This window comes from Haloarcula salina (genome assembly GCF_010119195.1).
GTDB lineage: Archaea > Halobacteriota > Halobacteria > Halobacteriales > Haloarculaceae > Haloarcula > Haloarcula salina.
In genome coordinates this window covers 298,360-324,759 of record NZ_WRXL01000004.1, presented here as the reverse complement: position 1 = coordinate 324,759, position 26,400 = coordinate 298,360, and the positions used below count along the sequence as shown (strand labels likewise).

Annotated in this window: 26 protein-coding genes and 2 tRNA genes; 12 read left to right on the top strand and 16 right to left on the bottom strand. The window is 67.6% G+C overall.

Annotated elements, in window-relative coordinates; genetic code table 11:
- The first annotated feature begins 4 nt into the window (after window positions 1-4).
- A complete protein-coding gene (locus GM656_RS12985) occupies window positions 5-1,501 on the top strand; it encodes a TrkH family potassium uptake protein (protein WP_162414097.1) in 1,497 nt (498 codons plus the stop codon).
- Window positions 1,502-1,578: 77 nt separating this feature from the next.
- Window positions 1,579-2,112 (top strand): acyltransferase, encoded by a 534-nt coding sequence (locus tag GM656_RS12980; RefSeq protein WP_162414096.1) that lies wholly within the window; start codon window positions 1,579-1,581, stop codon window positions 2,110-2,112.
- 17 nt (window positions 2,113-2,129) lie between these two features.
- Here the strand turns inward: GM656_RS12980 and GM656_RS12975 are convergent, their stop codons facing one another.
- From GM656_RS12975 to GM656_RS12960, 4 genes are all read right to left on the bottom strand, one after another.
- Window positions 2,130-2,924, bottom strand: coding sequence for a mechanosensitive ion channel domain-containing protein (locus GM656_RS12975; RefSeq protein WP_162414095.1), 795 nt, complete (start codon window positions 2,922-2,924; stop codon window positions 2,130-2,132).
- A gap of 3 nt (window positions 2,925-2,927) precedes the next feature.
- Window positions 2,928-3,737, bottom strand: coding sequence for a diadenylate cyclase DacZ (gene dacZ, locus GM656_RS12970; RefSeq protein ID WP_162414094.1), 810 nt, complete (start codon window positions 3,735-3,737; stop codon window positions 2,928-2,930).
- 88 nt (window positions 3,738-3,825) lie between these two features.
- On the bottom strand, window positions 3,826-5,148 hold the full coding sequence (locus GM656_RS12965) for a cobyrinic acid a,c-diamide synthase (RefSeq protein WP_162414093.1): 1,323 nt from the start codon (window positions 5,146-5,148) through the stop codon (window positions 3,826-3,828).
- A gap of 13 nt (window positions 5,149-5,161) precedes the next feature.
- On the bottom strand, window positions 5,162-6,178 hold the full coding sequence (locus tag GM656_RS12960) for a nicotinate-nucleotide--dimethylbenzimidazole phosphoribosyltransferase (protein ID WP_162414092.1): 1,017 nt from the start codon (window positions 6,176-6,178) through the stop codon (window positions 5,162-5,164).
- A gap of 87 nt (window positions 6,179-6,265) precedes the next feature.
- On the opposite strand from GM656_RS12960, the gene GM656_RS12955 reads away from it, so the two are divergent.
- Complete coding sequence (locus GM656_RS12955; RefSeq protein WP_162414091.1) at window positions 6,266-6,490, top strand: DUF7385 family protein; 225 nt, start codon at window positions 6,266-6,268, stop codon at window positions 6,488-6,490.
- A 399-nt stretch (window positions 6,491-6,889) separates the two neighbouring features.
- Here GM656_RS12955 and GM656_RS12950 read toward each other — a convergent pair.
- A tRNA-OTHER gene (locus GM656_RS12950) sits at window positions 6,890-6,991 on the bottom strand.
- A gap of 129 nt (window positions 6,992-7,120) precedes the next feature.
- On the opposite strand from GM656_RS12950, the gene GM656_RS12945 reads away from it, so the two are divergent.
- A complete protein-coding gene (locus tag GM656_RS12945; protein WP_162414090.1) occupies window positions 7,121-7,441 on the top strand; it encodes a cupin domain-containing protein in 321 nt (106 codons plus the stop codon).
- Here the strand turns inward: GM656_RS12945 and GM656_RS12940 are convergent, their stop codons facing one another.
- Window positions 7,442-9,268 (bottom strand): FAD-binding protein, encoded by a 1,827-nt coding sequence (locus GM656_RS12940; protein WP_162414089.1) that lies wholly within the window; start codon window positions 9,266-9,268, stop codon window positions 7,442-7,444.
- A 241-nt stretch (window positions 9,269-9,509) separates the two neighbouring features.
- Between GM656_RS12940 and GM656_RS12935 the strand changes: the two genes are divergently transcribed.
- Together GM656_RS12935 and GM656_RS12930 are read left to right on the top strand one after the other, a co-directional pair.
- On the top strand, window positions 9,510-10,865 hold the full coding sequence (locus GM656_RS12935; protein ID WP_162414088.1) for a PAS domain S-box protein: 1,356 nt from the start codon (window positions 9,510-9,512) through the stop codon (window positions 10,863-10,865).
- 63 nt (window positions 10,866-10,928) lie between these two features.
- Complete coding sequence (locus GM656_RS12930) at window positions 10,929-11,231, top strand: hypothetical protein (RefSeq protein WP_162414087.1); 303 nt, start codon at window positions 10,929-10,931, stop codon at window positions 11,229-11,231.
- 79 nt (window positions 11,232-11,310) lie between these two features.
- On the opposite strand, the gene GM656_RS12925 is transcribed toward GM656_RS12930, so the two are convergent.
- The 4 genes from GM656_RS12925 to GM656_RS12910 form a co-directional block, all read right to left on the bottom strand.
- Window positions 11,311-12,198 (bottom strand): succinate dehydrogenase/fumarate reductase iron-sulfur subunit, encoded by an 888-nt coding sequence (locus tag GM656_RS12925; RefSeq protein WP_162414086.1) that lies wholly within the window; start codon window positions 12,196-12,198, stop codon window positions 11,311-11,313.
- A 3-nt stretch (window positions 12,199-12,201) separates the two neighbouring features.
- Window positions 12,202-12,567: a succinate dehydrogenase hydrophobic membrane anchor subunit gene (locus GM656_RS12920; RefSeq protein ID WP_162414085.1), complete on the bottom strand. Its 366-nt coding sequence runs from the start codon at window positions 12,565-12,567 to the stop codon at window positions 12,202-12,204.
- Window positions 12,567-12,962: a succinate dehydrogenase, cytochrome b556 subunit gene (sdhC, locus tag GM656_RS12915; protein ID WP_162414084.1), complete on the bottom strand. Its 396-nt coding sequence runs from the start codon at window positions 12,960-12,962 to the stop codon at window positions 12,567-12,569. Before sdhC ends, GM656_RS12920 begins: the two co-directional genes overlap by 1 nt.
- Window positions 12,963-13,042: 80 nt before the next feature.
- The gene (locus tag GM656_RS12910) at window positions 13,043-14,083 is read right to left on the bottom strand and encodes a succinylglutamate desuccinylase/aspartoacylase family protein (RefSeq protein WP_162414083.1); all 1,041 of its coding nucleotides are present in this window, start codon (window positions 14,081-14,083) and stop codon (window positions 13,043-13,045) included.
- A 137-nt stretch (window positions 14,084-14,220) separates the two neighbouring features.
- Here GM656_RS12910 and GM656_RS12905 point away from each other — a divergent pair, with 137 nt between their 5' ends.
- Entirely contained in the window at window positions 14,221-15,573 is a 1,353-nt protein-coding gene (locus GM656_RS12905) for a RimK family alpha-L-glutamate ligase (protein ID WP_162414082.1), read from the top strand.
- 27 nt (window positions 15,574-15,600) lie between these two features.
- Here the strand turns inward: GM656_RS12905 and GM656_RS12900 are convergent, their stop codons facing one another.
- The 3 genes from GM656_RS12900 to GM656_RS12890 form a co-directional block, all read right to left on the bottom strand.
- Window positions 15,601-16,212: a DNA-3-methyladenine glycosylase family protein gene (locus GM656_RS12900; RefSeq protein ID WP_162414081.1), complete on the bottom strand. Its 612-nt coding sequence runs from the start codon at window positions 16,210-16,212 to the stop codon at window positions 15,601-15,603.
- Between the two features lie 38 nt (window positions 16,213-16,250).
- Window positions 16,251-16,808 (bottom strand): serine O-acetyltransferase, encoded by a 558-nt coding sequence (cysE, locus tag GM656_RS12895; RefSeq protein WP_162414080.1) that lies wholly within the window; start codon window positions 16,806-16,808, stop codon window positions 16,251-16,253.
- 228 nt (window positions 16,809-17,036) lie between these two features.
- Complete coding sequence (locus tag GM656_RS12890; protein WP_162414079.1) at window positions 17,037-18,194, bottom strand: acyl-CoA dehydrogenase family protein; 1,158 nt, start codon at window positions 18,192-18,194, stop codon at window positions 17,037-17,039.
- A 114-nt stretch (window positions 18,195-18,308) separates the two neighbouring features.
- On the opposite strand from GM656_RS12890, the gene GM656_RS12885 reads away from it, so the two are divergent.
- Window positions 18,309-20,273, top strand: a complete 1,965-nt coding sequence (locus tag GM656_RS12885; RefSeq protein WP_162414078.1) for a 3-hydroxyacyl-CoA dehydrogenase/enoyl-CoA hydratase family protein — start codon at window positions 18,309-18,311, stop codon at window positions 20,271-20,273.
- Window positions 20,274-20,283: 10 nt separating this feature from the next.
- On the opposite strand, the gene GM656_RS12880 is transcribed toward GM656_RS12885, so the two are convergent.
- Window positions 20,284-20,949, bottom strand: coding sequence for a DUF502 domain-containing protein (locus tag GM656_RS12880; RefSeq protein WP_162414077.1), 666 nt, complete (start codon window positions 20,947-20,949; stop codon window positions 20,284-20,286).
- A gap of 137 nt (window positions 20,950-21,086) precedes the next feature.
- Here GM656_RS12880 and GM656_RS12875 point away from each other — a divergent pair.
- From GM656_RS12875 to GM656_RS12860, 4 genes are all read left to right on the top strand, one after another.
- Window positions 21,087-21,161, top strand: a tRNA-Glu gene (locus tag GM656_RS12875).
- Between the two features lie 119 nt (window positions 21,162-21,280).
- Entirely contained in the window at window positions 21,281-22,462 is a 1,182-nt protein-coding gene (glmU, locus tag GM656_RS12870) for a bifunctional sugar-1-phosphate nucleotidylyltransferase/acetyltransferase (protein ID WP_162414076.1), read from the top strand.
- Between the two features lie 120 nt (window positions 22,463-22,582).
- A complete protein-coding gene (locus GM656_RS12865; protein WP_162414075.1) occupies window positions 22,583-22,762 on the top strand; it encodes a DUF7576 family protein in 180 nt (59 codons plus the stop codon).
- Window positions 22,763-22,939: 177 nt separating this feature from the next.
- Window positions 22,940-24,925 (top strand): AMP-dependent synthetase/ligase, encoded by a 1,986-nt coding sequence (locus GM656_RS12860; RefSeq protein WP_162414074.1) that lies wholly within the window; start codon window positions 22,940-22,942, stop codon window positions 24,923-24,925.
- Window positions 24,926-24,930: 5 nt separating this feature from the next.
- Here GM656_RS12860 and GM656_RS12855 read toward each other — a convergent pair whose 3' ends face one another.
- Both GM656_RS12855 and GM656_RS12850 read right to left on the bottom strand, forming a co-directional pair.
- On the bottom strand, window positions 24,931-25,320 hold the full coding sequence (locus GM656_RS12855; protein WP_162414073.1) for a secondary thiamine-phosphate synthase enzyme YjbQ: 390 nt from the start codon (window positions 25,318-25,320) through the stop codon (window positions 24,931-24,933).
- A 38-nt stretch (window positions 25,321-25,358) separates the two neighbouring features.
- The gene (locus GM656_RS12850; RefSeq protein ID WP_162414072.1) at window positions 25,359-26,345 is read right to left on the bottom strand and encodes a hypothetical protein; all 987 of its coding nucleotides are present in this window, start codon (window positions 26,343-26,345) and stop codon (window positions 25,359-25,361) included.
- Window positions 26,346-26,400: the final 55 nt, after the last annotated feature.

The window sequence follows — 26,400 nt, the reverse complement described above, 5'->3', positions numbered from 1 at the left end:
CGACGTGGCGCTGACCTCCGTCGACATCCGCTCGTCGCTCTCCGTCCTCGGCGCGATCCTCCAGTGGCTGGCCGTCCCGCTCGCGGTCCCCGTCCTCGTCGCGCTCGTCTACAGCGAGTCCCCGGCTCCGTACCTGCTCGCCATCGCCGTCTCGCTGGCCGCCGGCACGCTCTTCACGCGCTTCGAGCGGGACCGCATCCACAACCGCGAGGCGTTCCTGACCGTCTCGCTGGCGTGGCTGTCAATCGCCGTCGTCGGCGCGATTCCGCTGTACGTCGAGGGGACCGGCGTCTTCGCCAGCCCGGTCAACGCGCTGTTCGAGGGCATGAGCGGCATCACGACGACGGGCGCGACGGTCATCCGCGACTTCGACGCCCACTCGCAGGCGCTGTTGATGTGGCGGCAGGTCCTCCAGTGGCTCGGCGGCCTCGGCGTCCTGTTGCTCGCGACGGCGGTCCTCTCGCGGCTGTCGGTCGCCGGCGCACAGCTCATGGAGACCGAGTCGCGGACGAAGGACGTGACGAAGCTCACGCCCGGCATCGAGGACACGGCGCGGATTCTCGGCGCGCTGTACCTCGCGCTGACCGCCGCCGCCGCGCTGATCCTGTTCCTCCTCGGCGCGGTCGGTCTCGCCCCGAACATGACCGCCTTCGACGCGGTCGCTCACGCCTTCACCGCCATCGCGACCGCCGGCTTCTCCCCGCGGGCCGAGAGCGTCGGCGCGTTCTCGCCGGCCGTCCAGTGGGCCGTCGTCGCGTTCATGGTCGTCGGCGCGACGAACTTCGTGTTGCTGTACGCGCTGCTGCGCGGCGACGTGAGACGACTGCGAGACAGCGAGGAGTTCCACTTCTACGTCGGCATCCTGGCCACCGCCACCGTCCTCGTCGGCGGCCTCCTCGTGCTCGGCCCCGGATTCACCGGCGGCGCCGAGGAGACGGCCCGCCACGCGGCCTTCCAGGTCGCCTCCATCGTCACGACGACGGGCTACGCCTCGACCGACTTCAACACCTGGTCGGCCGGCGCGAAGAACGTCCTCTTCGTGTTGATGTTCGTCGGCGGGATGGCCGGCAGCACCACCTGCTCGATCAAGACGCTCCGGTGGGTCATCGTCACCAAGTCGTTCTGGCGGGACCTGAACGTCTCGGCCCACCCGAACAGCGTCCGGCCGGTCCGTCTCGGCGACGAGGTGGTCAGCGAAGACACGGTGCGGGACGTGTACGCCTACACGCTGGTCGCGCTCGTCTTCTTCATCCTCGGGACCGTCCTGCTGGTCGCCGACGGGGAGCGAGCGGGCACGCCGATCTCCGAGTTCGAGGCGCTCAGCGCGGCCGCGTCGATGTTCTTCAACATCGGCCCGGCCTTCGGACGGGCCGGCCCGTTCGGGACCTACGAGGGCTTCGCCCGGTCGAGCAAGCTCCTGATGATCCTGCTGATGTGGGTCGGGCGCATCGAGATCGTCCCGGTGCTCGTGCTCGTGACGCCGACGTTCTGGCGGCGGTGAGCGTGCTCGTGTCGCCGGAGTTCCGGCGGCGCTGAGAGTCGACGGGTTTGATTACCGCGGCCGCGTAACCGGCAGGCGTGAGTGGTCCACGACACGACCGACTGCGCCGCCACCCGACGACCGGCCCGCACAACTCGCTGTTCCCGTGGCCCGACGCCAAGCACCCGCTCCGGGTGATGGTCAACTACGCCGTCATCCTCGTCTGTCGCATCTCGCCCAGTCTCCCGCTGAAGAACTGGCTCCTTCGTCGGCTGGGCGTCACCGTCGGCGACGGCGTCGCCTGGGGGCTGGAGTCGACGCCCGACGTGTTCTGGCCGGAGCTCATCACCGTCGACGACCACGCGATCATCGGCTACGACGCGACCCTGCTGTGCCACGAGTTCTTACAGGAGGAGTACCGAACCGGCGAGGTCGTCGTCGGGGAGCGCGCGATGATCGGGGCGGGCGCGATCGTCCTGCCCGGCGTCGAGATCGGTCCCGGCGCGCAGGTCGCGGCGAACTCGCTCGTGACGGAGGACGTGCCCGCGGACGCGACGGTCGCGGGCGTCCCGGCTGAACCGCTCTCCGACGAGGAGACGGACGGAGCGGATTCGACAGACGAGGCGGCCTAAGACGCGAGCGGCGCGGCTCAGTTCCGGATCCGGGTGATGCCCGTCTGGAACACCCGCTTGTTCGGGATGATGTACTCCTCGCCGTCGTCTTCGATGCGCGTGACGAGGACGTCCACTTCCTGGACGATGCCGCGTTGCTCGCCGATGACGATCTCGTCGCCGATGCTGTAGGGCTCGGTCAGCAGCAGGTAGATGCCGGCCGCGGCCGCCTGCAGGAGGTCCTTGAGCGCGAGCCCGCTGACGAAGACCAGCCCGAACGCGTACGCGCCGAGCAGGATGAGCAGGGCCAGCGTGGCGACGCCGAGCTGCCCGAGCGCGATGAGGACGGCCAGGTAGAAGATGCTGTACTTGACGAGCTCTGGCAGCACCGTCGCCTCGGGCATCTTGACGCTGCGAAGCCGCTCGGAGACGACGAGCTTGGCCTTGTCGCCGGCGATGAGACCGATGATGACCGCGAACAGGGCGATGAAGAGGTCGGGGAGAAAGGAGGTAAAGCGGGCCCAGTACAGTTCTGGGTCGGTCAACTGGGCGATGTTGAGGACGGCCGTGACCGTCGTGATGTAGATGAACAGGGCGGCCAGGTTCGAGATGATGCCGACCGTCGACGTGCCCAGTCCGCGTGCCGTGCGCTCGAAGGGCGTTCCCTCGACGGCCTCGGGGACGCCGAGCTCCCGCATGAACCGCCGCGAGGAGCGCCAGACGAGGTAGCCGAGGACGAGGCCGAGCGCCAGCACGACGAGGGTGATGATGAAGATCCCCTCCGGCGAGAACACTGACCGGATGAACTCCCAGATTTGTTCGCCAGGCTGCATGGCTCAGTACTCCTCTGGGTCGATCTCCAGGACGAGTTCGCCGCCCTTGAACGCCCGGACGAGGCCGTCGCTCTCCGAGAGGACGATTGCCGTCGCGTTGGTGTCGCGCGTGATCGCGCCGGCGGCCATGTGGCGAGCGCCGAGGCCCTTCGGGATGTCGACGCCCTCCGCGGAGGGTTCGAGGTAGCGGTACGCCGAGACGATCTTCCCGGCGTCGGAGATGACGAACGCGCCGTCGAGGCGCGAGAACTCTTTGAGCATCACGTTGACGATGGGGTCGCCGACGTGGACGTGGGACTTCTCGAAGGGGTTGTACGACAGCGGCCGGGACTTGTTCATCACCTTCCCGGCGTCGCCGACGACGAACAGCGCGCCGACGGGCTTGCCCTTCTGGCCCTTCTTGCCCAGTTCGATGGCGACCTCGAACACGTCGCGGACGACGCCGGCCTCCGCCCGGGAGTTGACGAACAGGTCGTAGACGCCCGACGGCGAGAAGTCGTTGGTCTGGACGCGCACGAGGGTATTCTCGGTCCCGTCCAGTACCTCGGTCACGCAGAGGACCTCCTCGCCCTCGTCGACGATGCCCTGTTCGAGCGCCCCCTCGATGCCGAATCGGAGGCGGCCCTCGAGGTCGGTGAAGTCAAGCGGGAGTTCGACGAACGGCTCTGCGTCGAGGGCGTTCTCCGGCCCCACGACGACCACCTCGTCGTCGAGCGACTCGAACCCCTCGAAGAACGAGGCGTTCGGGGAGAACAGGAACACGGAATCGACGTCTGCGACCAGGTCTCCGAGCAGGTCGCGCAACTCGTTCATTGCGTGTATCACGCCGCCAGACGGGAAAAAAGTTTATGGGCGGTCAGCCGCGCGTGGCACAGGTGTCAGACGCTCTCCCGGCGGAAAATCACTCGGACGATCCTGTCAGGAGGCTGTCGAACGCGCCGCTCTCGGCGTGGCAGTGGCAGTAGGTCCCGACCGTCCGGTACTCGGTCAGGCCGTCGCGCTCTCCGTCGATGCCGTCGCCCCGAACCACGTCGAAGGCAAACGCCGCGTCGCCGGCGACGGACGCCGACGAGTAGTGGAACTCGTGGCCCCTGAGCGTCTCGCCCGCGGCCGCGGTCACCGCGTTCGTCCGGGCCGCCAGTTCGACGTGATCGAGGGCCTGGTAGCGCTCGCACATCTCGACATCGGCCGGCAAGATGCCCGCCATCTCGTAGGTGTCGCCGTCGGTCGTGGTCAGCGACTCGGACAGCGCCATCAGCCCGCCGCACTCCCCGTACACCGGAACGCCGTCGGCGGCCAGGCGGGCGATGCCGTCGAGGGTCCCGCCGCGGGACAGCGACTCCGCGTGGAGTTCCGGGTAGCCGCCGGGCAGGTAGACGGCGTCGGCGTCGGGCGCGGGATCGCCCGCGACCGGAGAGAACGTCTCGACGGTCGCGCCCGCCCGCAGGCGGTCGAGGACCGACGGGTAGGCGAAACAGAAGGCGCTGTCGCGCGCGACCGCCACTCGCCGGTCCCCCGGCGCAGTCGGTGCGGTCGCGTCGGTCGAATCGGTGGCCGGCGGGGCCGCCGGCTCTCGCGCCGCCTCGACCAGTCGCTCGACGCGGATCGTCTCGGCCGCCGTCGAGAGCGCGTCTCGGTCGAGGTCGGTTTCCGACCCCATGTGCAGGCCGAGGTGGCGGTCCGGGATCTCCAGGTCCGGTATCGGCGGGATGCGCCCGAAGTAGGTCAGTTCCTCGGGCAGCGCGTCCCTGATGCCGTCCGCGTGTCGGCCGCCGTGGGCGCGTTGGGCGAGGACGCCGGCGACCTCGATATCCGCGCCGGTTCGCTCGGCGTACTGCGCGAAGCCGAGCGCCGTCGCGGCGACGCTCTCCATGCCGGCCTTCGCGTCGACGACGAGAACGACCGGGAGGTCGAGCCCTTCCGCCACCGAGGCTGTCGAGGCCTTCGACCCGTCGTACAGCCCCATGACGCCCTCGACGACGCAGACGTCGCCCTCGCCGCGCCAGTACGTCCGACGCATCCCCTCCTCGCCTTCCAACCACGGGTCGAGCGTTCGCGAGGGACGATCCGTGAGCGCCTCGTGATGGCTCGGGTCGATGAAGTCCGGCCCGGCCTTCGCCGGCTGTGGGTCGTACCCGGCCTCGTCGAGCGCCGTCAGCGTCGCCAGCGTCGCGACGGTCTTGCCGACGCCCGAGCGCGTGCCCGCGAGGACGAGTCCCTTCATCGCGCTCTCCCGTTCATTCCAGGGCCCCGATGCGGTCGTCGTAGAGTTCTGCGAAGCGGTCACGGACCTCGGCCATCGGGACGCCGGCGCGGTCGGCGAGCGCCAGCGCGCCGCCCATCCCGACGCCCTCCTTGGCCTCGCCGGCGACGAACCGCTCCATCGCGACGTGGTCGCCCTCGTCGAAGCCCGGGTCGGTGACGGTCAGGTCGAGGTCGAGTCGGTCGGCGCTCTCGCGGAGGTCCGCGCTGTCGTCGTCGGCCACGTAGCTCGTCGTCGCCAGCCCGAGCGTGCCCTCGTAGCCGCCGTGGCGGACCAGGGCGGCGACGGCGACGCACTGGCTACCCCCGGCCAGCGTCACGGCGGTATCGGTCTCGACCGCCCCCGCGGTCAGTCCGGCCATCGTCGCCAGCACGGGGTCCCCCATCCGGCGCAGCGCCCGCTTCGGCTCGCCGGCGGCGTCGCCCGGGTCCATCGAACTCGCCGCCAGTCCCTCCGCGACCAGGTCCGCCTTGCGCGCCGTGGGGTTCTCCGGCAGCGACGAGGATACCATCACGTCCTCGCCGAGCGCGCGCAGGACGCCGAGCGCCGTCGTCGTCCCGCCGGGAATCGTCTCTCCGAGCCACAGTTCGTCCGCCGGGAGCGACTGTCCGAACTGCCGAGCCGCCGCGAACGCGCCGTGCGCCGTCGATACGGGGTCCTGCTCGGCGATGTCCTTGCCCGGGCGCGCCCCGACCGTCACCGTCGGCGCGCCGGTCGCCTCCGCCAGCCCGCCGTCGACCACCGTCACGTCCATTCCCAGCACCTCCCGCACCGCTCGCGTCACGAGCGCCGGGGTCGGACAGCCGCTCGGACTGACCGGAATCACGTCCGTCCGGACCGGGCCGCCGTAGGTCAGAATTTCGGCGTCCGCGGCGGGCGTGACGGGCATCAGTTCCGGATCGGCTCCGGCCGCGCTGATCCCGTCCCGAGTCGCCGTCTCTGTCGTCCCTGCAACGAGCACGAACCGCGTTCCGCTCCCGATTCTGGCCATTATATTTGAGTTACTACAAGCAAACTTTAATACATCGGTGGTCGCGCCGGCGTGTGATTTATGCCACGCGGTCACGCTTGCCAGAACATGGACGATTTCGACGAACTCGTCTCGTCGCTGACCCCGCGCGAGGACAACGAGGCCATCGCCTCCTACCAGAACACTACCGCGGTCGCCTGTCCCGCCTGCGAAGACCCCTTCGACGACATGGTCGTCTGCAAGCAGGAGTTCACCTCGCTGAATCTCGACTTTGAGATGGACCTCTGTACGGCTATCCACGACGACAGCGTCGTCTTGTTCACCCACAAATAATCGGCTCCGGGTCGTGATTCGAGCAGCGCTCCGTTTTCTCGTCTATCGAATATCATATCTGAACCGTCAGATCGAGTGTCCGATATTCGGACGACTTCGACAGCGTCGAGAGGCTTCTGTCTGACCGTCGTCACCAGAATATCAGCTATGATAATTCAGGCACAAGGCTTTTACAGTAATCTACCGTTACATAGAGTAGGCACCGTTCTGGTGCCGCACCACCCCCACCCCCCACCCCCCCACATTCCTTACCTTTCCAGACCGAGAGTTGCTGTTCCCCCCGGCCGACTCTCGGATTTTCGAGCGGGACTCCCCCGAGGCGTAACTCTGTGCCCCCAGTCGCCACTCGCGTGTTCGAGTCCCCTTCGCCAGTCGCCACTCACGAGTGGTTCGTCGGGATGGAAGGGGCGGGAATCGAACCACGCGGAGCCCATTGCGGGGTAACTACCGACCGGAATCTGGCGATTGGTCGGTAGCGCTCTACCACTGAGCCACCCTTCCAGACACCGATACGTACGGGTCTGTGTCTCAAATAGGTGACGGGGTGGGCCAGTGCAACCGGATTCGTTCTGTCCAACACGCTGTCCGATCGACCACAGCTATTACTGAAATCGGTCCGAACAATCGTCCGTGAGTTACTCCAAAGTCTCCACCACCGAGGTCGAACCGGTCGCGGACGCGATGCGCTTCCTCCGAGAACCGCTGGACTGCGAGCAGGTGGGCGTCACCGTTCTCGAGTGTGACCCCGGCTGGACGGGCAAACCCCACGATCACGCCGAGGACGGACAGGAGGAGGTGTACCTCCTGCTCGAGGGCGACGCCACGGTCGAAGTCGACGGAGAAGACGTCCAGTTGTCCGGGGGAGACGCGCTCAGGATTCCGCCGGAGTCGGAGCGGACAATCCGAAACGGCGACACCGAGAGCACGTTCGTGCTCGTCGGCGCGCCCTGATCAGTACGAGCGCTCTTTGGGCTCGTAGGTCTGCTCGTCGCCCTCGAGGATCACAGGCTTGTAGTAGAGTTCGGGGGTGCCCTCGTTCCAGGCCAGCATCGTGTGCTTGATCCATTCGTCGTCTTTGCGCTCCTGGTGCTCCGCGCGCCAGTGCGCGCCGCGGAACTCCTCGCGGGCGAGCGCGCCGAGCGTGATGGCCTCGGCCACGTCGAGGATGTTGCGCGTCTCGATGGTGTGGATGAGGTCCGTGTTGTACGTGCGCGAGGGGTCCTCGACGGCGACATTCTCGTACTCTGTGCGGGCCTCGCGGATGTCCCGGAGGGCCTCTTTCAGGCCGTCTTCCTCGCGGAACACGTTGACGTTACCCGTCATCGTCTGCTGGACGTCGGCGCGGACCTCGGCGTGGTTGATGCCGTCGGATTCCAGCAGTTCCTCGACGCGCCGGCGCTCGTGATCGACGGCGTTTTCGAGCACCGACTGGGGCTCGACGGCAGCGCCGTCGGCGGCCACATCGTCGCTGCCGGCGTCGACCGCACCGGGTTCGACCGGCGGTTCCACGTCGCCCGGCTCGCTCTTGGCCGAGGGGCCGGTCTGGATCTCTGCGGTCTTCATGTCCTTGCCGGCGGCGTGGTGGCCGGCGCGGGCCCCGAAGACGAGCAGTTCCGGCAGGGCGTTCCCGCCGAGGCGGTTCGCGCCGTGTAGCGAGACGCAGGCCGTCTCGCCCGCGGCGTACAGCCCCTCGATGCAGGTCTCGCCGTTCTCGTCGCACTCGACGCCGCCCATGGCGTAGTGCTGGCCGGGCTTGACCGGCATCGGTTCGTCGAGGCCGTCGACGCCCTCGAAGTCCTCCGCCAGGTGGAGGATGTTCTCCAGTCGGTCGATGATGCGCTCCTCGCCGAGGTGGCGCATGTCGAGGTGGACGTACTCGTCCTCGATGCCGCGCCCGTTGTTGACCTCGGTCAGTTCGGCGCGGGCGACCACGTCCCGGGAGGCGAGTTCGCCGTCGTTGTTCGCGTAGCCGTACTCGAACATCAGGCGCTCCTCGTTGTCGTTGTAGAGGATGCCGCCCTCGCCGCGGACCCCCTCGGAGATGAGCACGCCCGTCGACGGGAGCGTCGTCGGGTGGAACTGGATCATCTCCATGTCCTCCATCGGGACGCCCGCGCGGTAGGCCATCGCGCAGCCGTCGCCGGTGTTGGCGACGGCGTTCGTCGTGTGGTCGAACGCCTGTCCCAGCCCGCCGGTCGCGAGGATGACGCCGTTGTTGGCGCGGAACCCGTGAATCTCGCCGGACTTGATGTCGTAGGCGACACAGCCGTGACAGACGCGGTCCTCGGGGTCGTCGTGGTCTGTGACCGCGAGGCGGGTCACGTACCACTCGTCGTACACCTCGATGCCCCGCTTGACCGCCTGCTCGTACATCGTGTGCAGCAGGTGATGACCGGTCTCGGCGCCCGCGTACGTCGTCCGCGGGTACGAGAGGCCACCGAACGGCCGCTGGGAGACGCGCCCGTCGTCCTCGCGGGAGAAGGGCATCCCCCAGTGTTCGAGCTGGATGACCTCCTCTGGGGCGTCCTGCGCGAACGTGTCGATGGCGGGGGCGTCACCGAGGTAGTCCGACCCCTTCATCGTGTCGTACGCGTGGAGGTCCCAGGAGTCCCCCTCCTGGAGGGCGGCGTTGATGCCGCCCTCTGCCGCGCCCGTGTGGCTCCGAACCGGATGAAGTTTAGTCACGAGAGCAACGTCAGCGCCCTCTTCGTCCGCTGCGATCGCAGCCCGGAGGCCAGCGCCACCCGCGCCGACCACGATGACGTCGTGTTCGTACATTGGTAGAATGTCTCTTGGCGTATATTCGGCTTAGGAGTACCCGAACTTAAGCCTCCCTGTTGCGCCCAACGAGCGGCCCGTGCGGCGTGTCGCGCTCGACCTCGAGGGCGTGCGTTCCGACGCAAATGGGACGGCGGCCGATGGAATTATATCATCCGGACTGGAATTCCAGACAAGGACTACGGCGGCTTCCAGGCGGAACCACAGCGGATCGGTACGACCGCTCCATCGCCGTTCCCCGATGTCAGACCCGCATTTCCAGACTGCCGACGATTTCCGATCGCTGCTCGCCGACGCCCCGGCAGTGCTGACTGTGACGGACGCCGACCTCGCGGTCCAGTTCGCCAGTCCCGCCGTCGAGCGAATCCTCGGGTACGATGCCGACTCCATCGTCGGTAGCGACTGGCTCGATTTCGTCCATCCCGAGGACCGAGAGCGCGTTCGTGCGGCGCTGGCCGCTCCCGGGTCGCGCTCCGACACCGGGACGGAGTACCGCTTTCGCGACGCCGAGGGAGAGTGGGTGTGGATCGAGTCGTTCACCGGTGACGGTCCCGAGCGCGAACTCGACTACCGCGTGTTCTCCTCGCGCGACGTGAGCGAGCGCCCGCGCTTCGAGGCCCAGTTCAATCAGTTCGTCACCCACACGTCGGACGTGCTCACCGTCTTCGACCGTCAGGGAACGGTCCAGTACATCAGCCCGTCCGTCGAGCGCGTTCTCGGCTACGACCAGTCCGCCATGCAGGACGCGGATCTCTTCGAGTACGTCCACCCCGACGACCTCCCGGAGGCCATCGAGCAGTTCGGACGTATGATCGAGGACTCGTCGCATCACGCCATCATTGAGCACCGCTACCGGACAGCCGACGGCGAATGGATCTGGACCGAGTCCCGCGGCAAGCAGATCACCACCGGACCGCTCGCCGGTCAGATACTCGTGACCACCCGCGACATCTCCGAGCGGAAGCACCACGAGCAGGAACTCGAACGCCAGAATCAGCGCCTCGAGCGCTTCTCAGACGCGATCAGCCACGACCTCCGAAACCCGCTCGACGTGCTCGACGGGTCGCTCGAACTCGCGCGCGAGACCGGCGCGGAGGAGCACTTCGAGCGCGCCGAGCGCAGCATCGACCGGATGTACACGCTCATCGACGACTTGCTCGTCCTCGCGAAACAGGGCGTCGACCCGGAAGACGTCGAACCGATCGACGTCGGCGACGTCGCTCGCAGAGCGTGGTCGATGGTCGAGACGCGGGACGCGGACCTCGCGGTCGACGCCGAGACCCCCGTCACCGCCGACAGCGGCGCGCTGCTCGAACTGCTCGAAAACCTCTTTCGCAACGCCGTCGAGCACGGTGGCAGCGACGTGACCGTGACCGTCGGGACGGAACCGTGGGGCTTCTACGTCGAGGACGACGGCGCTGGATTCACCGACGGCACCGACGAGGTGTTCGACCCGGGCTACTCGACGGCGACCGACGGTACGGGCTTTGGCCTCTGCATCGTCGAACAGATCGTCGACTCGCACGACTGGGACGTCATCGCCACGGCGAGCGAGCGCGGCGGCGCGCGCTTCGAGTTCGTCTGTCGGAACGACTGAGGCCCGTGCCGGCGCACCCGCTCCGGCGAACGAGACATTACCGTTCGAGTGCTACTACTCCGCATGGACCCCGAGACCGTCTTCGAGCGGGCGGACGTGTCACGTCGACCGGGAGACCTCCTCCCCCGCGGCTCGGACGAGACGAAGTGGATCGCCACCGACCCCGAGACGGACTGCCGCGGCGTCGGCGACTTCGAGCAGGCGGCCCGGACGAACCTCGTGTACGCCGTCCAGGCCTACCGCGAGGACCCGGAGCACACCGTGCCGTTCATGAGCGCCGGCAAGGACCAGACGTTCGAGATGCACTGGCTCGGGACAGATGACGCCTCGCTCGCCGACCGCCTCCAGGACCTCCTGTCTCGCTGATTCACGGAGGCGTCGTGGCACACGCGACGCTGTTCGGCGGGAGAAACACAGCGACGAGAGGACGTAGCGGAGTCGGTCGCTACCAGAACTTCAGGTTGTTCTTGACGGCTTCCCGCTTGAGCTCCTGGATGTGCTCGGTCAGCGGGATGTCCTTCGGACACACCTCGGTACAGGAGAACTGGGTCTGACAGCGCCAGACGCCGTGTTCCTGTTCGATGATACGGAGGCGTTCCTGTTTGCGCTGTTCGCCCTCGCGCTCGTCCATCGCGAACCGGTACGCCTTGTTGATGGCGGCCGGGCCGAGGTACTCGTTGTCGCCGGCGGCGATGTTACACGAGGACATGCACGCGCCACACCAGATACACCGCGTGGACATCTTGACCTTCTCGCGGTTCTCGCGGGTCTGGCGCTGCTCTTCGAGCGGGTCGTCGGGCGTCTCGTCCGCGTCGAAGAACGGCTCGACGGACTCCATCTGGTCGTAGAAGTGCTCCATGTCCACGACGAGGTCCTTGACGACCTCCTGGTGGGGGAGCGGCTCGATGCGGACCGGGTCGTCGAGGTCCGACATCTGGGTCTTACAGCCCAGCCGCTGCCTCCCGTTGACGAACAGGGCGTCAGAGCCACAGACCGCCTGCCGACAGGAGTGCCGGAAGGTCAGCGACGAGTCGTAGTGGTCCCGCGCGTAGATGAGCGCGTCGAGGACGGTCATCCCCTTGTGGAAGGGGACGCTGAAGTCGTCGAAGCGGGGTTCCTGCTTGCCCTCGACCTCGGGGTCGTAGCGGAACACCTTCAGCGTGATCGTGTCCTCGTCGTCGAGGGTCGCTTCCTCGGTCTCGCGCTGGGCCTCCTCGATGGCCTGGCGTTCGCGTTTCTGTGCGCGCCGACGATCGCCCGGGGACTCGACTTCGGGCTCCGCCTCTTCGTCGGCTTCCGTCTCGGTTTCCTGTTGTTCGATTTGCGTGCTCATTGTTCAGACGAGGTTCGTCATGGCCAGCGACACCCGCGTCCCCTGAAGGACCAGCAGGACGCCGGCCGCGAGGAGCAGGTACTTGACCGCGTTCTTCCGGGACCCGGTGAGGCCCTGATTGACCAGCGCGTTGTACACGCCGTTGACGCCGTGGAACGTCGCGGTGACGAGGAACAGCCACATCGTCGCGAAGTAGCCTACCTGGCTCATCCGGGCCTGCGTGCCCATGAACGTGATGTCCGCGGCGTGGTTGACGAAGTGCAACAGCATGAAGTGGAACGCCAGGACGCCGATGAGGAACACCGCCGTCAGCCGCTGGAAGAGCCAGCGGCGACCGCCGCGCTCGAACGAGGAGTAGTGCTCGGCCATTAGACGAGTGCCCCCCCGAGGAACGTCGGCACGCTGGCGACGACGATCGCACCCGTGAGCAGCAGCGACGCGTAGAAGCTCTTGTCCTGCGATTCGAGTCCGACACCCAGGTCCACCATCAGGAGCCGGATCCCGTTGAGGATGTGGAAGACGGCGACGGCCAGCAGGCCGACCTCGAGGAACCGGACGATCAGCAGCGCCTCGAGTCCGCTGATCGTGCTGGTGTAGAGGTCGGCCGTGCCGAGGGCCGTGCTCAACACGGCGATGTGGGTGAAGAGATAGCCCACGAGCACCCAGCCGGTGAACTTGTGGAAGATCCAGGCCCACATCCCGGCCGAGAAGTCTCGCCACCGTCCGAAGTCCTCGACGGTGCCGCGGTTGTAAGACTGACTCATACATTGGGGGCTTAGCGCGATAACAGATAGTAGTTTCTACAACGGTCGGAAAGCACCGGCAAGACGGCCGAAGACGTTCGTCAATTGACTGTTCCGTCGTCCCCAATCGTCGTCTCCGAGCGCCGGTTCCACTCGATGGCGCGCTGGGTCCGGTCGTCGAGTCGGACCAGGTGACAGAGCGGGTTCCCCGGGTACACCAGCGGGTTCTCCAGCACGCCGACGAGCAGGCCGGTAAAGGGCGCTCGCATCAGCGTGTTGTCGGTCTTGAACGGGTTCGTGATGGTGCAGATCACGTCGTCCTCGTAGACGAGGTCGCCGCGCTCGTAGTGCATGTCGACCAGCCCGCCGGAGTCCGCGCGGATCCAGGTCTTCTCGTCGCTGTCCGAGATGACGGTCCGCCAGCCGGGCCACTTGACGGTGTCCGAGTCCCGGAGGCCGAACTCCGCGAGGACCGACCGGACGCTGTCGAGCGCCGAGTCGATGAGCGGCCGCTGGAACCGGTGAGCCTCGCCCATCTCGATGGTGATCGTCGGCACGCCCGCGAGGCTCGCCTCCCGACGGAGCGACCCGGACGGCCCCTCCGAGGAGATGATGACGTTCGTCGCGAAGGCGTTCGCCACGCGGGCCACGTCCGGGTCCTCCATGTCGGCCCGGGCGTGGATCATGTTCGTCCGCCCCCGCGTCGACGTGTGGAAGTCCAGTCCGAGGTCACACGGCGCGAGGAAGTTCCGGAAGATCTGGTGGGCCATCCGCTTCGCGCTCGTGGAGTCCGGGTCGCCCGGGAACGACCGGTTCAGGTCGCGGTCGTAGATCGGCAGGTAGCGCTCCTGTGCCAGGAACGCCGGGATGTTCAACACCGGCAGGCAGACCAGCGTCCCGGCCAGTCCCTCGTGGTCCCACTCGTGGGCGACCTCGCGGACCACTTCGATGCCGTTCAGCTCGTCGCCGTGTGCAGCCGCCGTGAGGAACGCGGTCGGCCCGGGGCGCTCCCCGTTGACGATGGTGACCGGAATTCGGATGGCGTCGCCCAGGTACGTCTCACTGACCGTGTAGCGGACGTTCCGCGTCTCACCCGGGTCGACGCGTCCGCCGTCGAACGTGAACGGCTCGGCCTCCTCCATGCCCCGACAAGTGCGGTCGCGAGGTAAAACCCCTCCGGGTCCGTCGGTCCCGGAAGCGCCGGTGCGGTGGTCGCGACCGCCTCGCACACGGGAAATACATCCTTACCTCTTTTAGCTGGCCCCCTGAACGCGACTGCATGAGCAACCAAGACATCACTGTCGGCGTGCTGAGCCTCCACTCCAGCAAGGAGTCGAAGGCCATCCTGAACGCCGTCGACGAGATGGGGTACGGGACGGAGTGGCTCAGAAGCGAGAACACGGCCATCACCGTCGAAGACGGCGATATGCGCCTCGAACCCGAGGTCGACGTGGTCGCGAACCGACTCCTCCTGTCCAGCGACGAACACCCGGCCGAGGGAATCGGGCTCGCGATGACGATGAACCGGCTCGAACCGATGCTGAACGAGCCGATGGCCGCGACGACGGCGCTCCACAAGTTCGCGAGCGCCGCCGCGCTGGCCGAGGCCGACGTGCCCGTTCCCGACGCCGTCCTGGCGCTGTCGAACGATCAGCTCAACGAGCGCCGGGGCCGTTTCGGCGAGCGCGCGGTGTACAAGACCGCCATCGGGACCCACGGCGGCGGCACGTGGATGGTCGACACCGAGAACTCCGTCAACGCGCAGGTCGGCGGCCGCCACGCGTTCCTCCAGGAGTTCATGGAACACGACTCGAAGCGCCACCACGACCTCCGCGTGTACGTCGTCGGCGACGAGATCGTCGGTGCGATGAACCGCTACGCGCCCGAGGGCGAGTGGCGGACCAACGTCGCGCTCGGCGGCGAGGTCGAGGACATGACGGGCCGGCTCCCGAAGCGCGTCCGCGAAATTGCGCTCAACTCGGTCGAGGCCGTCGGGCTCGACTACGCCGGCGTCGACATCGTCCAGAGCGACGACGGCTACTACGTCCTCGAAGTCAATCCCACCGCGGGCTTTCGCGGCCTGTTCAAGGCCAGCGGCATCAGTCCCGCACCGCATATCGCCCGGCTCGCCATCGAGCGCGCCGGCGGCAGCGTCGACGAGGAGGAAGTCGAACGCCTGTCGGACCGCCTCGACGACTCCCGGCCGGCCTGTACGCCGAAGAAACAGAGCACGAAAGAGCCGGAGAACGTCACCGTCGGCTACATCGAGGAGGTCGTCGTCACCGGGACGCAGGGGACCAAGACGGTGCTCGCGAAGTCCGACACCGGCGCGACGCGGACCAGCATCGACGCCAAGCTGGCCGCCGAGATCGGGACGGGCCCGATTCTGGACATCGTCACGATCAAGTCCGGAAGCGTCAAGTCCGGCCGCTCGCGCCCGGTCGTCGACCTCGTGGTCGGCGTCGGCGGCACGCAACACACCGTCACCGCGAGCGTCGAGGACCGCTCGCACATGGACTACCCGCTCTTGCTCGGGCGGGACATCCTCAAGCACTACCAGGTCGACGTGAACCGCCGCGCCGACGAGGAGCACGAACTCGACGCCGAGGAAGAAGAGCAGGCCGAGGAGTAGTCCCTGCCGGCGCGGTCGCCGCCTCGCTCAGTCCTCGCGCACTTCGTCGACACTGTCGGCGACGTCCTCGTCCGCGCGCCACAGGTAGAGGCTCGCGTAGCTCCGATACGGTGACCACCGCTCGGCGTAGTCGGTCATCTCCGCCCGGTCGTAGCCCTCGCCGACCGCGGTCTCGAACCCCTTGCGGATTCCGAGGTCGCCCACCGGAAACACGTCCTCGCGGCCGAACGCGAACATGAGTTGCATGTCCGCCGTCCAGTCGCCGACGCCCGTGATCGCCGTCAGCGCCTCTCGAATCTCGTCGTCGGTGTGGTTCGCGAAGTGCGCGAGCGAGTAGCCGTGTTCGAGGAAGGCGTCGGCGACCGCGTTGACGTAGCGCGTCTTCTGCCGGGAGAGTCCCGCGTCGCGGAGCACCTCGTCGTCGGCCGCGCGGACGCCTTCGGGCGTGACCGCGACGGCGTCGAACAGTCGCTCTCGCGTCGCGGCGGCCGACGCCATCGACACCTGCTGTCTGAGGATGGCGACGACGAGGCGCTCGAAGAGGTCGTCGGCGGGATCGAGCGTCAGTTCCCCGTGCGCCTCGACGAGCGGGCCGAGGTCGGGGTCGGTCCGGAGCGCGTCGTGTGGCGAGTCACTCATCTGTCGGTGGAAGGGCCGCGAGCGAAAAGAGGGTGTCCCTACCCGTCGGCGATGATCGGGTCGGGGCGCTCGGGGGCGGCGTCGTCCTCGTCGGTCGGTTCCGCCGGGTTGCCGATGACGGTCGTGTCGGGAGCAACGTCGTCGACGACGACGGCACCGGCCCCGACGGCGGCGTTCTCGCCGACCGTGATCGGTCCCACGAGCGACGCGGCCGCGCCGACGGTGACGCCGTCTTCGAGCGTCGGATGGCGCTTCTCGCGGCGCATGGACGCGCCGCCGAGCGTGACACCGTGGTACAGCAGCACGTCGTCGCCGATCTCGGCGGTCTCGCCGATGACGACGCCCATGCCGTGGTCGATGAAGAAGCGCTCGCCGATATCGGCGGCGGGGTGAATCTCGACGCCGGTGAGAAAGCGGGTGAGATGCGAGAGGAGCCGGGCCGCCAGTCGGTGGTCGCCCTCCCAGAGCCAGTGGGCGACGCGGTAGGCCCAGATCGCGTGCAGGCCGGGGTAGGTGAGCACGACCTCGAGCGCGCTGGTCGCGGCGGGGTCTTTCGCCAGTGCTGTGCGAACGTCGTCTTTCAGTCTGTCGAACATCGGTGTGTGGATTCTGGAGTCGGGTAGTCAGCGCGTGATACAAGCGGTCGGCGTCCGGAACACCGGACGACGGGCCATCAACAGCGACACCGACAGCACTGGCAGACGGAGCGGCGGCTGATAACGGTCCGAGGCGGGCGAACTGCGCGACGCGGATTTCGGTCGCCCATGAGTATCGGACCTTGCACGCTCAGCGGCTTAAAAGCACGGTTCGACCGGTCACGCGTCTCACATGATGCCCTTGCCGAGGAGTTCGCGCGCGACGATGTTCTTCTGGATCTCCGTGGTGCCCTCGTAGATCTGCGTGATCTTCGCGTCCCGGTAGAACCGCTCCACGTCGAAGTCGTCGACGTAGCCGGCCCCGCCGTGGATCTGGACGGCCTCGTCGGCCACGTCGACGGCCACCCGCGACGCCTTCTCTTTCGCCATCGACGCCAGCTGGGTCAGCTGGTCGTCCGCGTGGTCGACGCTCCAGGCGGACTTGTAGGTGAGCTGCCGCGCGGCCTCGATCTCGGTGAACATCTCCGCGAGCTTGTGCTGGATGGCCTGGAACTCCGAGATGGGCTGGCCGAACTGCTCGCGCTCCTGGGCGTACGCCAGCGCGCGTTCGGCGGCCCCGCGAGCGATGCCCACGCCCTGTGCGGCCACGCCGGTCCGCGTCTCGTCGAAGAACTGCATGAGCTGGAGGAAGCCCGCACCGCGCGTGCCGACGAGGTTCTCCTCGGGGACGCGGACGCCGTCGAAGACCAGTTCCGCGGTGTCCGAGGCGCGGATCCCGAGCTTGCCCGTGATCTTCTCGGCCTCGAACCCGTCGCGGTCGGCCTCGATCACGATCTGCGAGAAGCCGTTGTACCGGCCCTCGGCGTCGGGGTCGGTCTGACAGAGGACGACGAAGTAGTCGCCGACCGTCCCGTTCGTGATCCACATCTTCGTCCCGTCGATGACCCACTCGTCGCCCTCTTTCTCCGCTCGCGTCGAGACCGAGGACACGTCCGAGCCGGTGTCCGGTTCGGAGATGGCCGCGCCCATGACGGCCTCGCCCGTCGCCACCGGTTCGAGGTAGCGCTCCTTCTGCTCGTCCGTCCCGAAGCCGACGATGGCGTCGGCTCCGAACGCGGCGGACTGGATGCTCAGCCCGATGCCCGCGTCCGCGGCGAACAGCTCCTCCGCGATGATCGCGTTCGTCAGCGTGTCGTAGCCCGCGCCGCCGTACTCGAGCGGGATGTTCGCGCCGGTCAGCCCCATCTCGGCGGCCGCCTCGACGACCTCGTGGGGGAACTCCTCCGCGCGGTCGTGCTCGGTGGCCACCGGTTCGATCTCGTTCTCGGCGAAGCGGGCGACTTCGTCGCGGATCTGTCGCTGTTCGTCTGTCAGGTCGAAGTCCATGTGCGAGGTGTTGTCGTGGACCGCCAATAATTGTTTGTAATCAAAAATAAACCAGAGAGTGGTTGTCTCCTGAGAGAAACGTTGAAACGTCGGCCGAGAGTGGAGGGACATGTCATGGATTTCGAGGATATCGACACTATCGCCGTGCTCGGGGCCGGAAACATGGGCCACGGAATTACGGAAGTGGCCGCGCTCGCCGGCTACGAGGTCCGCATGCGGGACATCAAAGACGAGTTCGTCCAGAACGGGTACGACAACATCGAGTGGTCCCTGAACAAACTGGCCGAGAAAGACCAGCTCTCCCAGGAGGAGGCCGACGCCGCGCTCGACCGCGTGACGCCGCTGGTCGACGTGCAAGAGGCCGTCGGCGACGCCGACGTCGTCATCGAGGCGGTCCCCGAGAAGATGGAGATCAAGAAGGATGTCTACACCGAGGTCGAAGAGCACGCGCCCGACGAGGCCATCTTCGCCACCAACACCTCTAGCCTCTCCATCACGGAACTCTCCGAGGTCACCGAGCGCCCCGAGCAGTTCTGCGGGATGCACTTCTTCAACCCCCCGGTCCGGATGCAACTGGTCGAGGTCATCACGGGGGCCCACACCGCCGAGGAGACCCTGGAGACCGTCGAGGCCCTCGCCGAGGACTTCGAGAAGACGCCGGTCCGCGTCCGCAAGGACTCGCCGGGCTTCATCGTCAACCGCATCCTCGTCCCGCTGATGAACGAGGCCGCGTGGCTCGTCCACGACGACGTGGCGACCATCGCGGAAGTGGACTCCACGACGAAGTTCGACATGGGCCTGCCGATGGGCTCGTTCGAACTCTCTGACCAGGTCGGAAACGACGTCGGCCTGCACGTCCTCGAGTACATGCATGAGGTGCTCGGCGAGGCCTACGAGCCGTGCCCGCTCATCGAGGAGAAAGTCGAGAACGAGGAACTCGGCAAGAAGACCGGACAGGGATTCTACGACTACGAGAACGGCGGCGCCGACATCCCCGCCGACGCCGGCCGCGAGGACGTGCAGAACCGCCTCGTGGCCGTCATGGCGAACGAGGTCGGCAAGCTCGTCGAGAACGACGTGGCCCCGGTCTCGGACATCGACGAGGCCGTGATGCTCGGCGGCGGCTTCCCCGAGGGGCCGGGCAAAATGGCCGACAAGATCGGTCTGGACGCGCTCGTCGAGACGCTCGAATCCGCCCACGAGGAGACCGGCGCGGCGCGCTACGCCGTCTCCGACGGCCTGCGAGACGCCGCCACCGAGGGCGGCTTCTACGGCGGCGACGACGCCGGCGACGCGGAGTTCGACACGGTCTCGATCTCGTATCCCGGCGACATGGTCGGGCACCTCGAACTCGACCGCCCCCACCGGATGAACACCGTCAGCCCCGAGCTGCTGGACGACCTCGCCGCCGCCGTCGACCACCTCACCGAGGACGACGACGTGCGCGCGATCCTGCTGGCCGGGGCCGGCGACAAGGCGTTCTCCGCCGGGGCCGACGTGCAGTCGATGGCCTCGAACGCCGCCCCGCTCGACGCCGTCGAACTCTCCCGGAAGGGCCAGGAGATATTCGGAAAACTGGAGGAGTGCCCGATGCCCGTGGTCGCCGGGATCGACGGCTACGCGCTGGGCGGCGGGATGGAACTGGCGACCTGCGCCGACCTCCGCGTCGCCTCCGAGCGCTCGACGCTCGGCCAGCCGGAACACAACCTCGGCATCATGCCGGGCTGGGGCGGCACGCAGCGCCTCGCCCGCATCGTCGGCGAGGGCCGCGCCAAGGAGATCATCTTCACCGGCGAGCGCTACGACGCCGCCGAACTGGCCGAGTACGGCTTCATCAACGAGGTCGTCGGCAACGACGAACTCGAAGAGCGCGCGATGGAACTGGCGGCGGATCTCGCCGCCGGCCCGCCGGTCGCCCAGCGCTACACCAAGCGCGCGATGCACGCCGGCCGCGACGACCTCGACGCGGGGCTCGAACACGAGGCGCAGGCCTTCGGCGCGCTGTTCGGCACGGAGGACATGATGGAGGGCGTCAACGCGTTCATGGGCGACGACGAGCCCGACTTCCAGGGCAAATAAGACGCGGTGATCACGGCTGACCGGGCGTCGCCCGATCCAGTTCGTCCTCGTCGAGCTCGATGACGCCGTCGGACTGGGCCATGCCGGTCGTCATCAGGAGTCGGATCGCCGCGCGGACGCTCAGGTCCGACTCGTGGGTCTGGCTCTCCGGGACCATCACGAGCATCCCCTGCGTGGGGTTCGGGCTCCCGGGGACGAACACGCTCGAAACGTCCTCGTCGGCGGCTTCGGCCGCGTCTCGCGGCCCATCCCCGGTCTTCAGTCCTAGCTGGTACACGCCCTCTCGCGGGTACTCGACGTAGACGACGGACTCGTAGTCCGACCGGCGGTTGACGACCGACGACGTCATCTGGCGGATGCTCCCGTAGATCGTCCGGACGACGGGGACGAAGTTCACGAGCTGGCCCGTCCGGCCGAACAGCCGCTGGCCGACGCTCCGCTGGGCGACGTAGCCGAGGACGACGAGCAGCGCCACCAGCACCGAGAGCGTCAGCAACTGGGCGAGCAGGAAGTTGTCGGCTGTCAGCGTCGCGAGGCGCGTCCCTCGGATGAACGGGTCGAGAACGCCGCCGACCCACCCGAGGACGATGCGGACGATGACGACGGTCGCGACGAGCGGACCGACGAGGACGAGCCCGGCGAGGAAGTTGCTCTTGAGAAACGACTTGAGGCGCATACCGACAGACTGACAGCGAGCCGAATAAGCTGTGTGGCGGCTGTTAGTCCGTTGACAGCCACTCGGTAGTGAGACACATCCACAGGAAGCCGAGATTTCGATGGGGTTAAATTGGAGCACCCGAAACGCCAGAATACGCTCGGTTGGTGTAGTCCGGCCAATCATCTTGGCCTTTCGAGCCGAGGACCAGGGTTCAAATCCCTGACCGAGCACATTCCTGCCGCGAACGAGTTCGTGAGCGGCTGGCACGCGCATATTTGAATCGTTTCCGACGGCCTCGTAGCGAGTCCACAGCGGTAGGTATTTTTCGGGGCCGGGAGAGGCCACGATCATGCAAGCTGTCGTACTCGCGGCGGGCGAAGGCACACGGATGCGGCCGCTGACCGAGCAGACGCCGAAGCCGATGCTGCCGGTCGCGGACCGACCGCTGGTCGCGCACACCGCCGACACCGCCATCGAGGCCGGGGCCGACGAACTGATCTTCGTCGTCGGCTACGAGGCCGACGCGGTCCGGTCGTACTTCGGCGACCGCTACGGCGGCGTCCCCGTCTCCTTCGCCGTCCAGGAGCGCCAGCAGGGCACGGCCGACGCCGTCGCCGCGGCGCGCGAGCACCTCGACGGCCCCTTCGCCGTCCTGAACGGCGACAACCTCTACGACGCGGCGAGCCTCGGCGCGCTGTTCGACGCCGCGCCGTCGGTCGCCGCCTACCGCGTCGCGGACCCCACGAGCTACGGCGTGCTCTCGACCGACGGCGACACCGTCACCGGCATCGTCGAGAAGCCGTCGGACCCGCCGACGGACCTCGCCAACGCCGGCGCGTACGTCTTCCCGGCCGCGGCCCGCGACTGGCTCGACGTACCCCTCAGCGACCGCGGTGAGCGCGAGATCACGGACGTGCTCGGTCGAGTCGTCGAGGAGGCGTCCGTCACCGCCGTCGAGGTGGACCGCTGGCTCGACGTGGGCCGGCCGTGGGAATTGCTCGAAGCGAACGAGTGGAAACTCGGCGAACTGGAGCGTCGACTCGACGGCGAGGTCCGCGGCGACGCCGACCTGCGCGGCGAGGTGGTCGTCGAGGAGGGCGCGGTCGTCGAACCGGGCGTCGTCGTCGAGGGCCCGGCGCTGATCCGCTCGGGCGCGCACGTCGGCCCGAACGCGTACGTCCGCGGGGCGACGCTGCTCGGCGAGGACACCCACGTGGGCCACGGCGTCGAACTCAAGAACACCGTCCTGATGGCGGGCTCGAACGTCCCGCACGTCTCCTACGTCGGGGACAGCGTCCTCGGGCGCGACGTGAACTTCGGGGCGGGGACGCAGGTCGCCAATCTGCGCCACGACGGCGAGTCCGTCCGGCTGACGGTGAAGGGCGACCGCGTCTCGACCGGGCGACGGAAGTTCGGCGTCGTCGCCGGCGACGGGGCCAAGACGGCCATCAACACGAGCCTCAACGCGGGCATCGTCCTCTCCTCCGGTGCGACGACGACGCCCGGCGAGTCGGTCACGCGCGACCGGTGACGACCGGCCACGGAATTGCTCGAATTCGAGTACCGTTTTCGAACCCTGACTGCGTGTAGGATCGTTACGTACGGGCCAAGTATATGGGATTAAGTGCCGTGAAAAACACCCTCAACTAAGATGGTCGACCCCACATCCGATCACCACGAAGATATCGACGAGGAGGAGGCCCCGGAGTGTGACACCTGCGGCGAGCCGATAGTCAACGAGGTGACCCACCGCGTCATCACCTGGATCGAAGACGAGAGCGTCCAGACGGCGCACTTCTGCGACGAGGACTGCCGAATGGACTGGCAGTAGTCGACCCGTCGCCACTACGACCGCTCGCTGGACCGGCGTCTCTGTCTGCCGCGGGACGGCGGGACGTTCGTCCGCCCGAGGTTGTGACGCAGTTCTTACCTACCAAAGAAACTCCCGAAAACTGACCGACTGTTAACACCCTGCACGTATTTGGGTGTACCCCCAGAATACTACGGTATGACCGGGGGCGATCGGACGGCGGACTGGCGGACGGCGGAACGGGAGTACACCGACGAGGTGATCGGCGACGACACCCTCGGCGAGATGTTCGCCGCGAGTGCCGAGCGAAACGCCGACACCACCGCCCAGCTCTACAAGGGCGGCGTCTACGACCGCTCCCTGACCGACGACGTGATCGCGTCCGCCCCAGACGGCGGGTACGCAGCCATCTCCTACGAGCGCATGAACGACCTCGTGCGTCACCTGGCCGCCGGATTTCGAGACCTCGGGGTCTCCGCGGACACGCGCGTCGGCATCTTTGCCGACACCCGCATGGAGTGGGCGCTGTGTGACTTCGCGCTCCTCTCGGCGGGGAGCGTGGTGACGACGGTGTACACCGACTCCTCGACGAACCAGGTCGAGTACCTGCTCTCCGACCCGAACGCGAGCGCCGTCGTCGTGGAGAACGAAGCGCTCCTCCAGCGCGTGCTCGCGGTCGAGGACGACCTGTCGCTGTCGTTCATCGTCGTCATGGACGACCACGACGTTGACCGGGAGGACGTGTACTCGCTCGCGGGCGTCTATCGCCGCGGCGTCGAGGCGTTCGACGAGGCGACCTACCGATCGTGGCTGACCGAGCGCGAACCCGACGACCTCGCGGGCCTCATCTACACGTCCGGGACGACCGGCCAGCCGAAGGGCGTGCGGCTCACCCACCGGAACTTCCGGGCGAACGTCAACCAGACGCGCAGGCGGATCGGACCGCGCCCGGACAAGCACCCGGACCTGCCGGCGATCACCACAGACACCAGATCGGTCGCGTTCCTGCCGCTCGCGCACGTCTTCGAGCGCCTCGCCGGCCACTTCCTCATGTACGCCTCCGGGGCCGCCGTCGGCTACGCCGAGAGCCCGGACACGCTGGCCGACGACCTCGGGAAGCTCCGTCCAACGACCGGCGCGAGCGTGCCCCGGGTGTACGAGCGCATCTACGACACCATGCGCACGGAGGCCGGTCAGTCGGCGATCAAAGAGCGGATCTTCGAGTGGTCGATGGACGTGGCGCGGGCGTACGCCCGTGCTGACGACCCCGGCCCGCTGCTCTCCGCCAAGCACTCGCTCGCCGACCGACTCGTCTACAGCACGGTCACAGAGCGCCTGGGCGGCAACGTCGAGTACATGGTCAGCGGCGGCGGCAGCCTCTCGAAGACGCTCTGTGAGACGTTCCTCGGGATGGGAATCACGGTCATCGAAGGCTACGGCCTCACGGAGACGTCGCCGGTGCTGACGGTGAACCCTCCGGAGGACATCCGGCCCGGGACACTGGGGCCACCAGTTCAGGACGTCGAGGTGCGCATCGACACCGCCGTCGTCGACGGGAGCGAGTTCGACGACGCCGACGGCGAGGTCGGCGAACTCCTCGTCGCCGGCCCGAACGTCACGGACGGGTACTGGAACGACGCCGACGCGACGGCGGCGGCGTTCACCGAACTCGACGGCACGCGCTGGTTCCGGACCGGAGACATCGTCGAGCAGACGCGCGACGGCTACCTCGTCTACCACGACCGGATCAAGGAACTGCTCGTCCTCTCGACGGGCAAGAACGTCGCGCCCCAGCCCATCGAGGACGCGTTCGCCACCAGCGAGCGCGTCGATCAGGTCATGGTCGTCGGCGACGACCAGAAGTACGTGGCCGCGCTCGTCGTCCCGAACTTCGAGGCGCTCGAGCGGTGGGCCGAGAACGAGGGGATCGACCTCCCGTCGGACCCCGAAGCCCAGTGCGAAGACGAGCGCGTGCGCCAGTGGGTGCAAGAGGCGGTCGACGAGGTCAACGCGGACCTCGAACGCGTCGAGCGCATCAAGGCGTTCGAACTCGTCTCCCGCGAGTGGACCGCCGAGAACGACCTGCTCACGCCGTCGATGAAGAAGAAACGCCGCAACATCCGCGGCGAGTTCCGCGAGAAGCTCCGGGAGCTGTACGGACCCGAGCAGTTCGAGTCCGCCTGACCGAGTTATTCGACCACAACGTCGACCGCGCGCTCTCGCGGTCCGTCACACTCGACGAGCAGCACCGACTGCCACGTCCCCACGTCGAGGCTGCCGTCCTGGACGGGAATCGTCTCGCTCGGGCCGACGAGCATCGCCCGGACGTGCGAGTCGGCGTTGCCGTCGAGTTCGTCGTGCGCCCAGCCGCTGTCGGGTACGAGGTCTGCGAGCGCGTCGCCGAGGTCGTCCAGCAGCCTCGGCTCCGCCTCGTTGACGGTGACGCCGGTCGTCGTGTGCCGGGCGAACACGGTGCACGTCCCGGACGCGTCCGGCGGCAGCGCCGCCTCGACCTGTTCGGTGATGTCGACCACCGACAGCCGCTCGTCGGTCGAAACGGTGAACCGATTGGTCGTCATGCGCTCGACTACGACGGGCCGGGACTCAAACACTCCGGTCAGGACGGGGTCGCAGGACCGCCACTCGGGACGACGTGGACGCCGGTCGGCCCGTACGCGATGGCGTCGTCGCCGTCGTCGACGTTCGCCCCGTCGAGGTACAGCGTCGCCGTCGCGGTACCGAGGTCGGCGGTGACCGCGCCGTTCGTGCTCTCCATCGTCGACTCGTTCGCCAGGATGTCGCCGTTCGATTCGAGCGTCACGTCGTTGTTCTGCGACGCGAGCGACGCGCCCGTCACGTCGAGGGATCCCCCGCCGTTTCGCGTCGCGGAAAGCCCGACGTAGTTGTTCCTCGAGAAGAGATCCGCGTTTCGGGCCGAGACCGTGCGTCCGGCCAGGGTCACGTGGCTGTTCTGGGCCTCGATGGTACTGCCGTCAGCGACGAGGCGCGCGTCCGTCGTGATCTGGACGTTCCCGTTCTGGGCGTCGATGTCCGTCCCGGAGACGTTCACCGCGTCGCCCGCCGAGAGCGTCACGTCGCTGTTCTGTGACTCGACCGTCCCGCCGGTCAGCGAGATACCGCCGTTCGGCGCGTCGACGTCGACCGCCCCGTTCTGGGAGTCGAGCGTGCCGCCGTCGAGGGTCACGTCGCCGTCGACCGCCGTCAGCGACACGTCCCCGTTCTGTGCGGAGACGGAGCCGCCGTACGTGATCGCGCCGGCCCGAACCCGTACGTCGCTGTTCTGCTGGTCGATGGAGTCGACGCTCTCGGGGACGACGAGGTTCGCGGCGGGGTCGTCGAAGTCGACCAGTTCGGCCGCCGAATAGGTCGTTTCGCCCGGGTCGTACTGGCCGTTGCCGTTGGCGTCGTCGAAGGACTGCCCGCTCGGCGGTCCCGACGAGCCGGCGGCGATCTGGACGGTCCCGGACGCGGTGCCGTCGTCCGACAGCAGGCCGTACGTGACGCCCGCCCCGGCACCCGCAGTCGCGACTAGCCAGACGACGAGCAGTACCGCGAGTCCCCCGGTTCGCGTTCGTTTGTCCATCAGACACCGAGCGCCGGCCGGCGCTCCACACTCTCCAGAGTGTATCTTCGGCCCG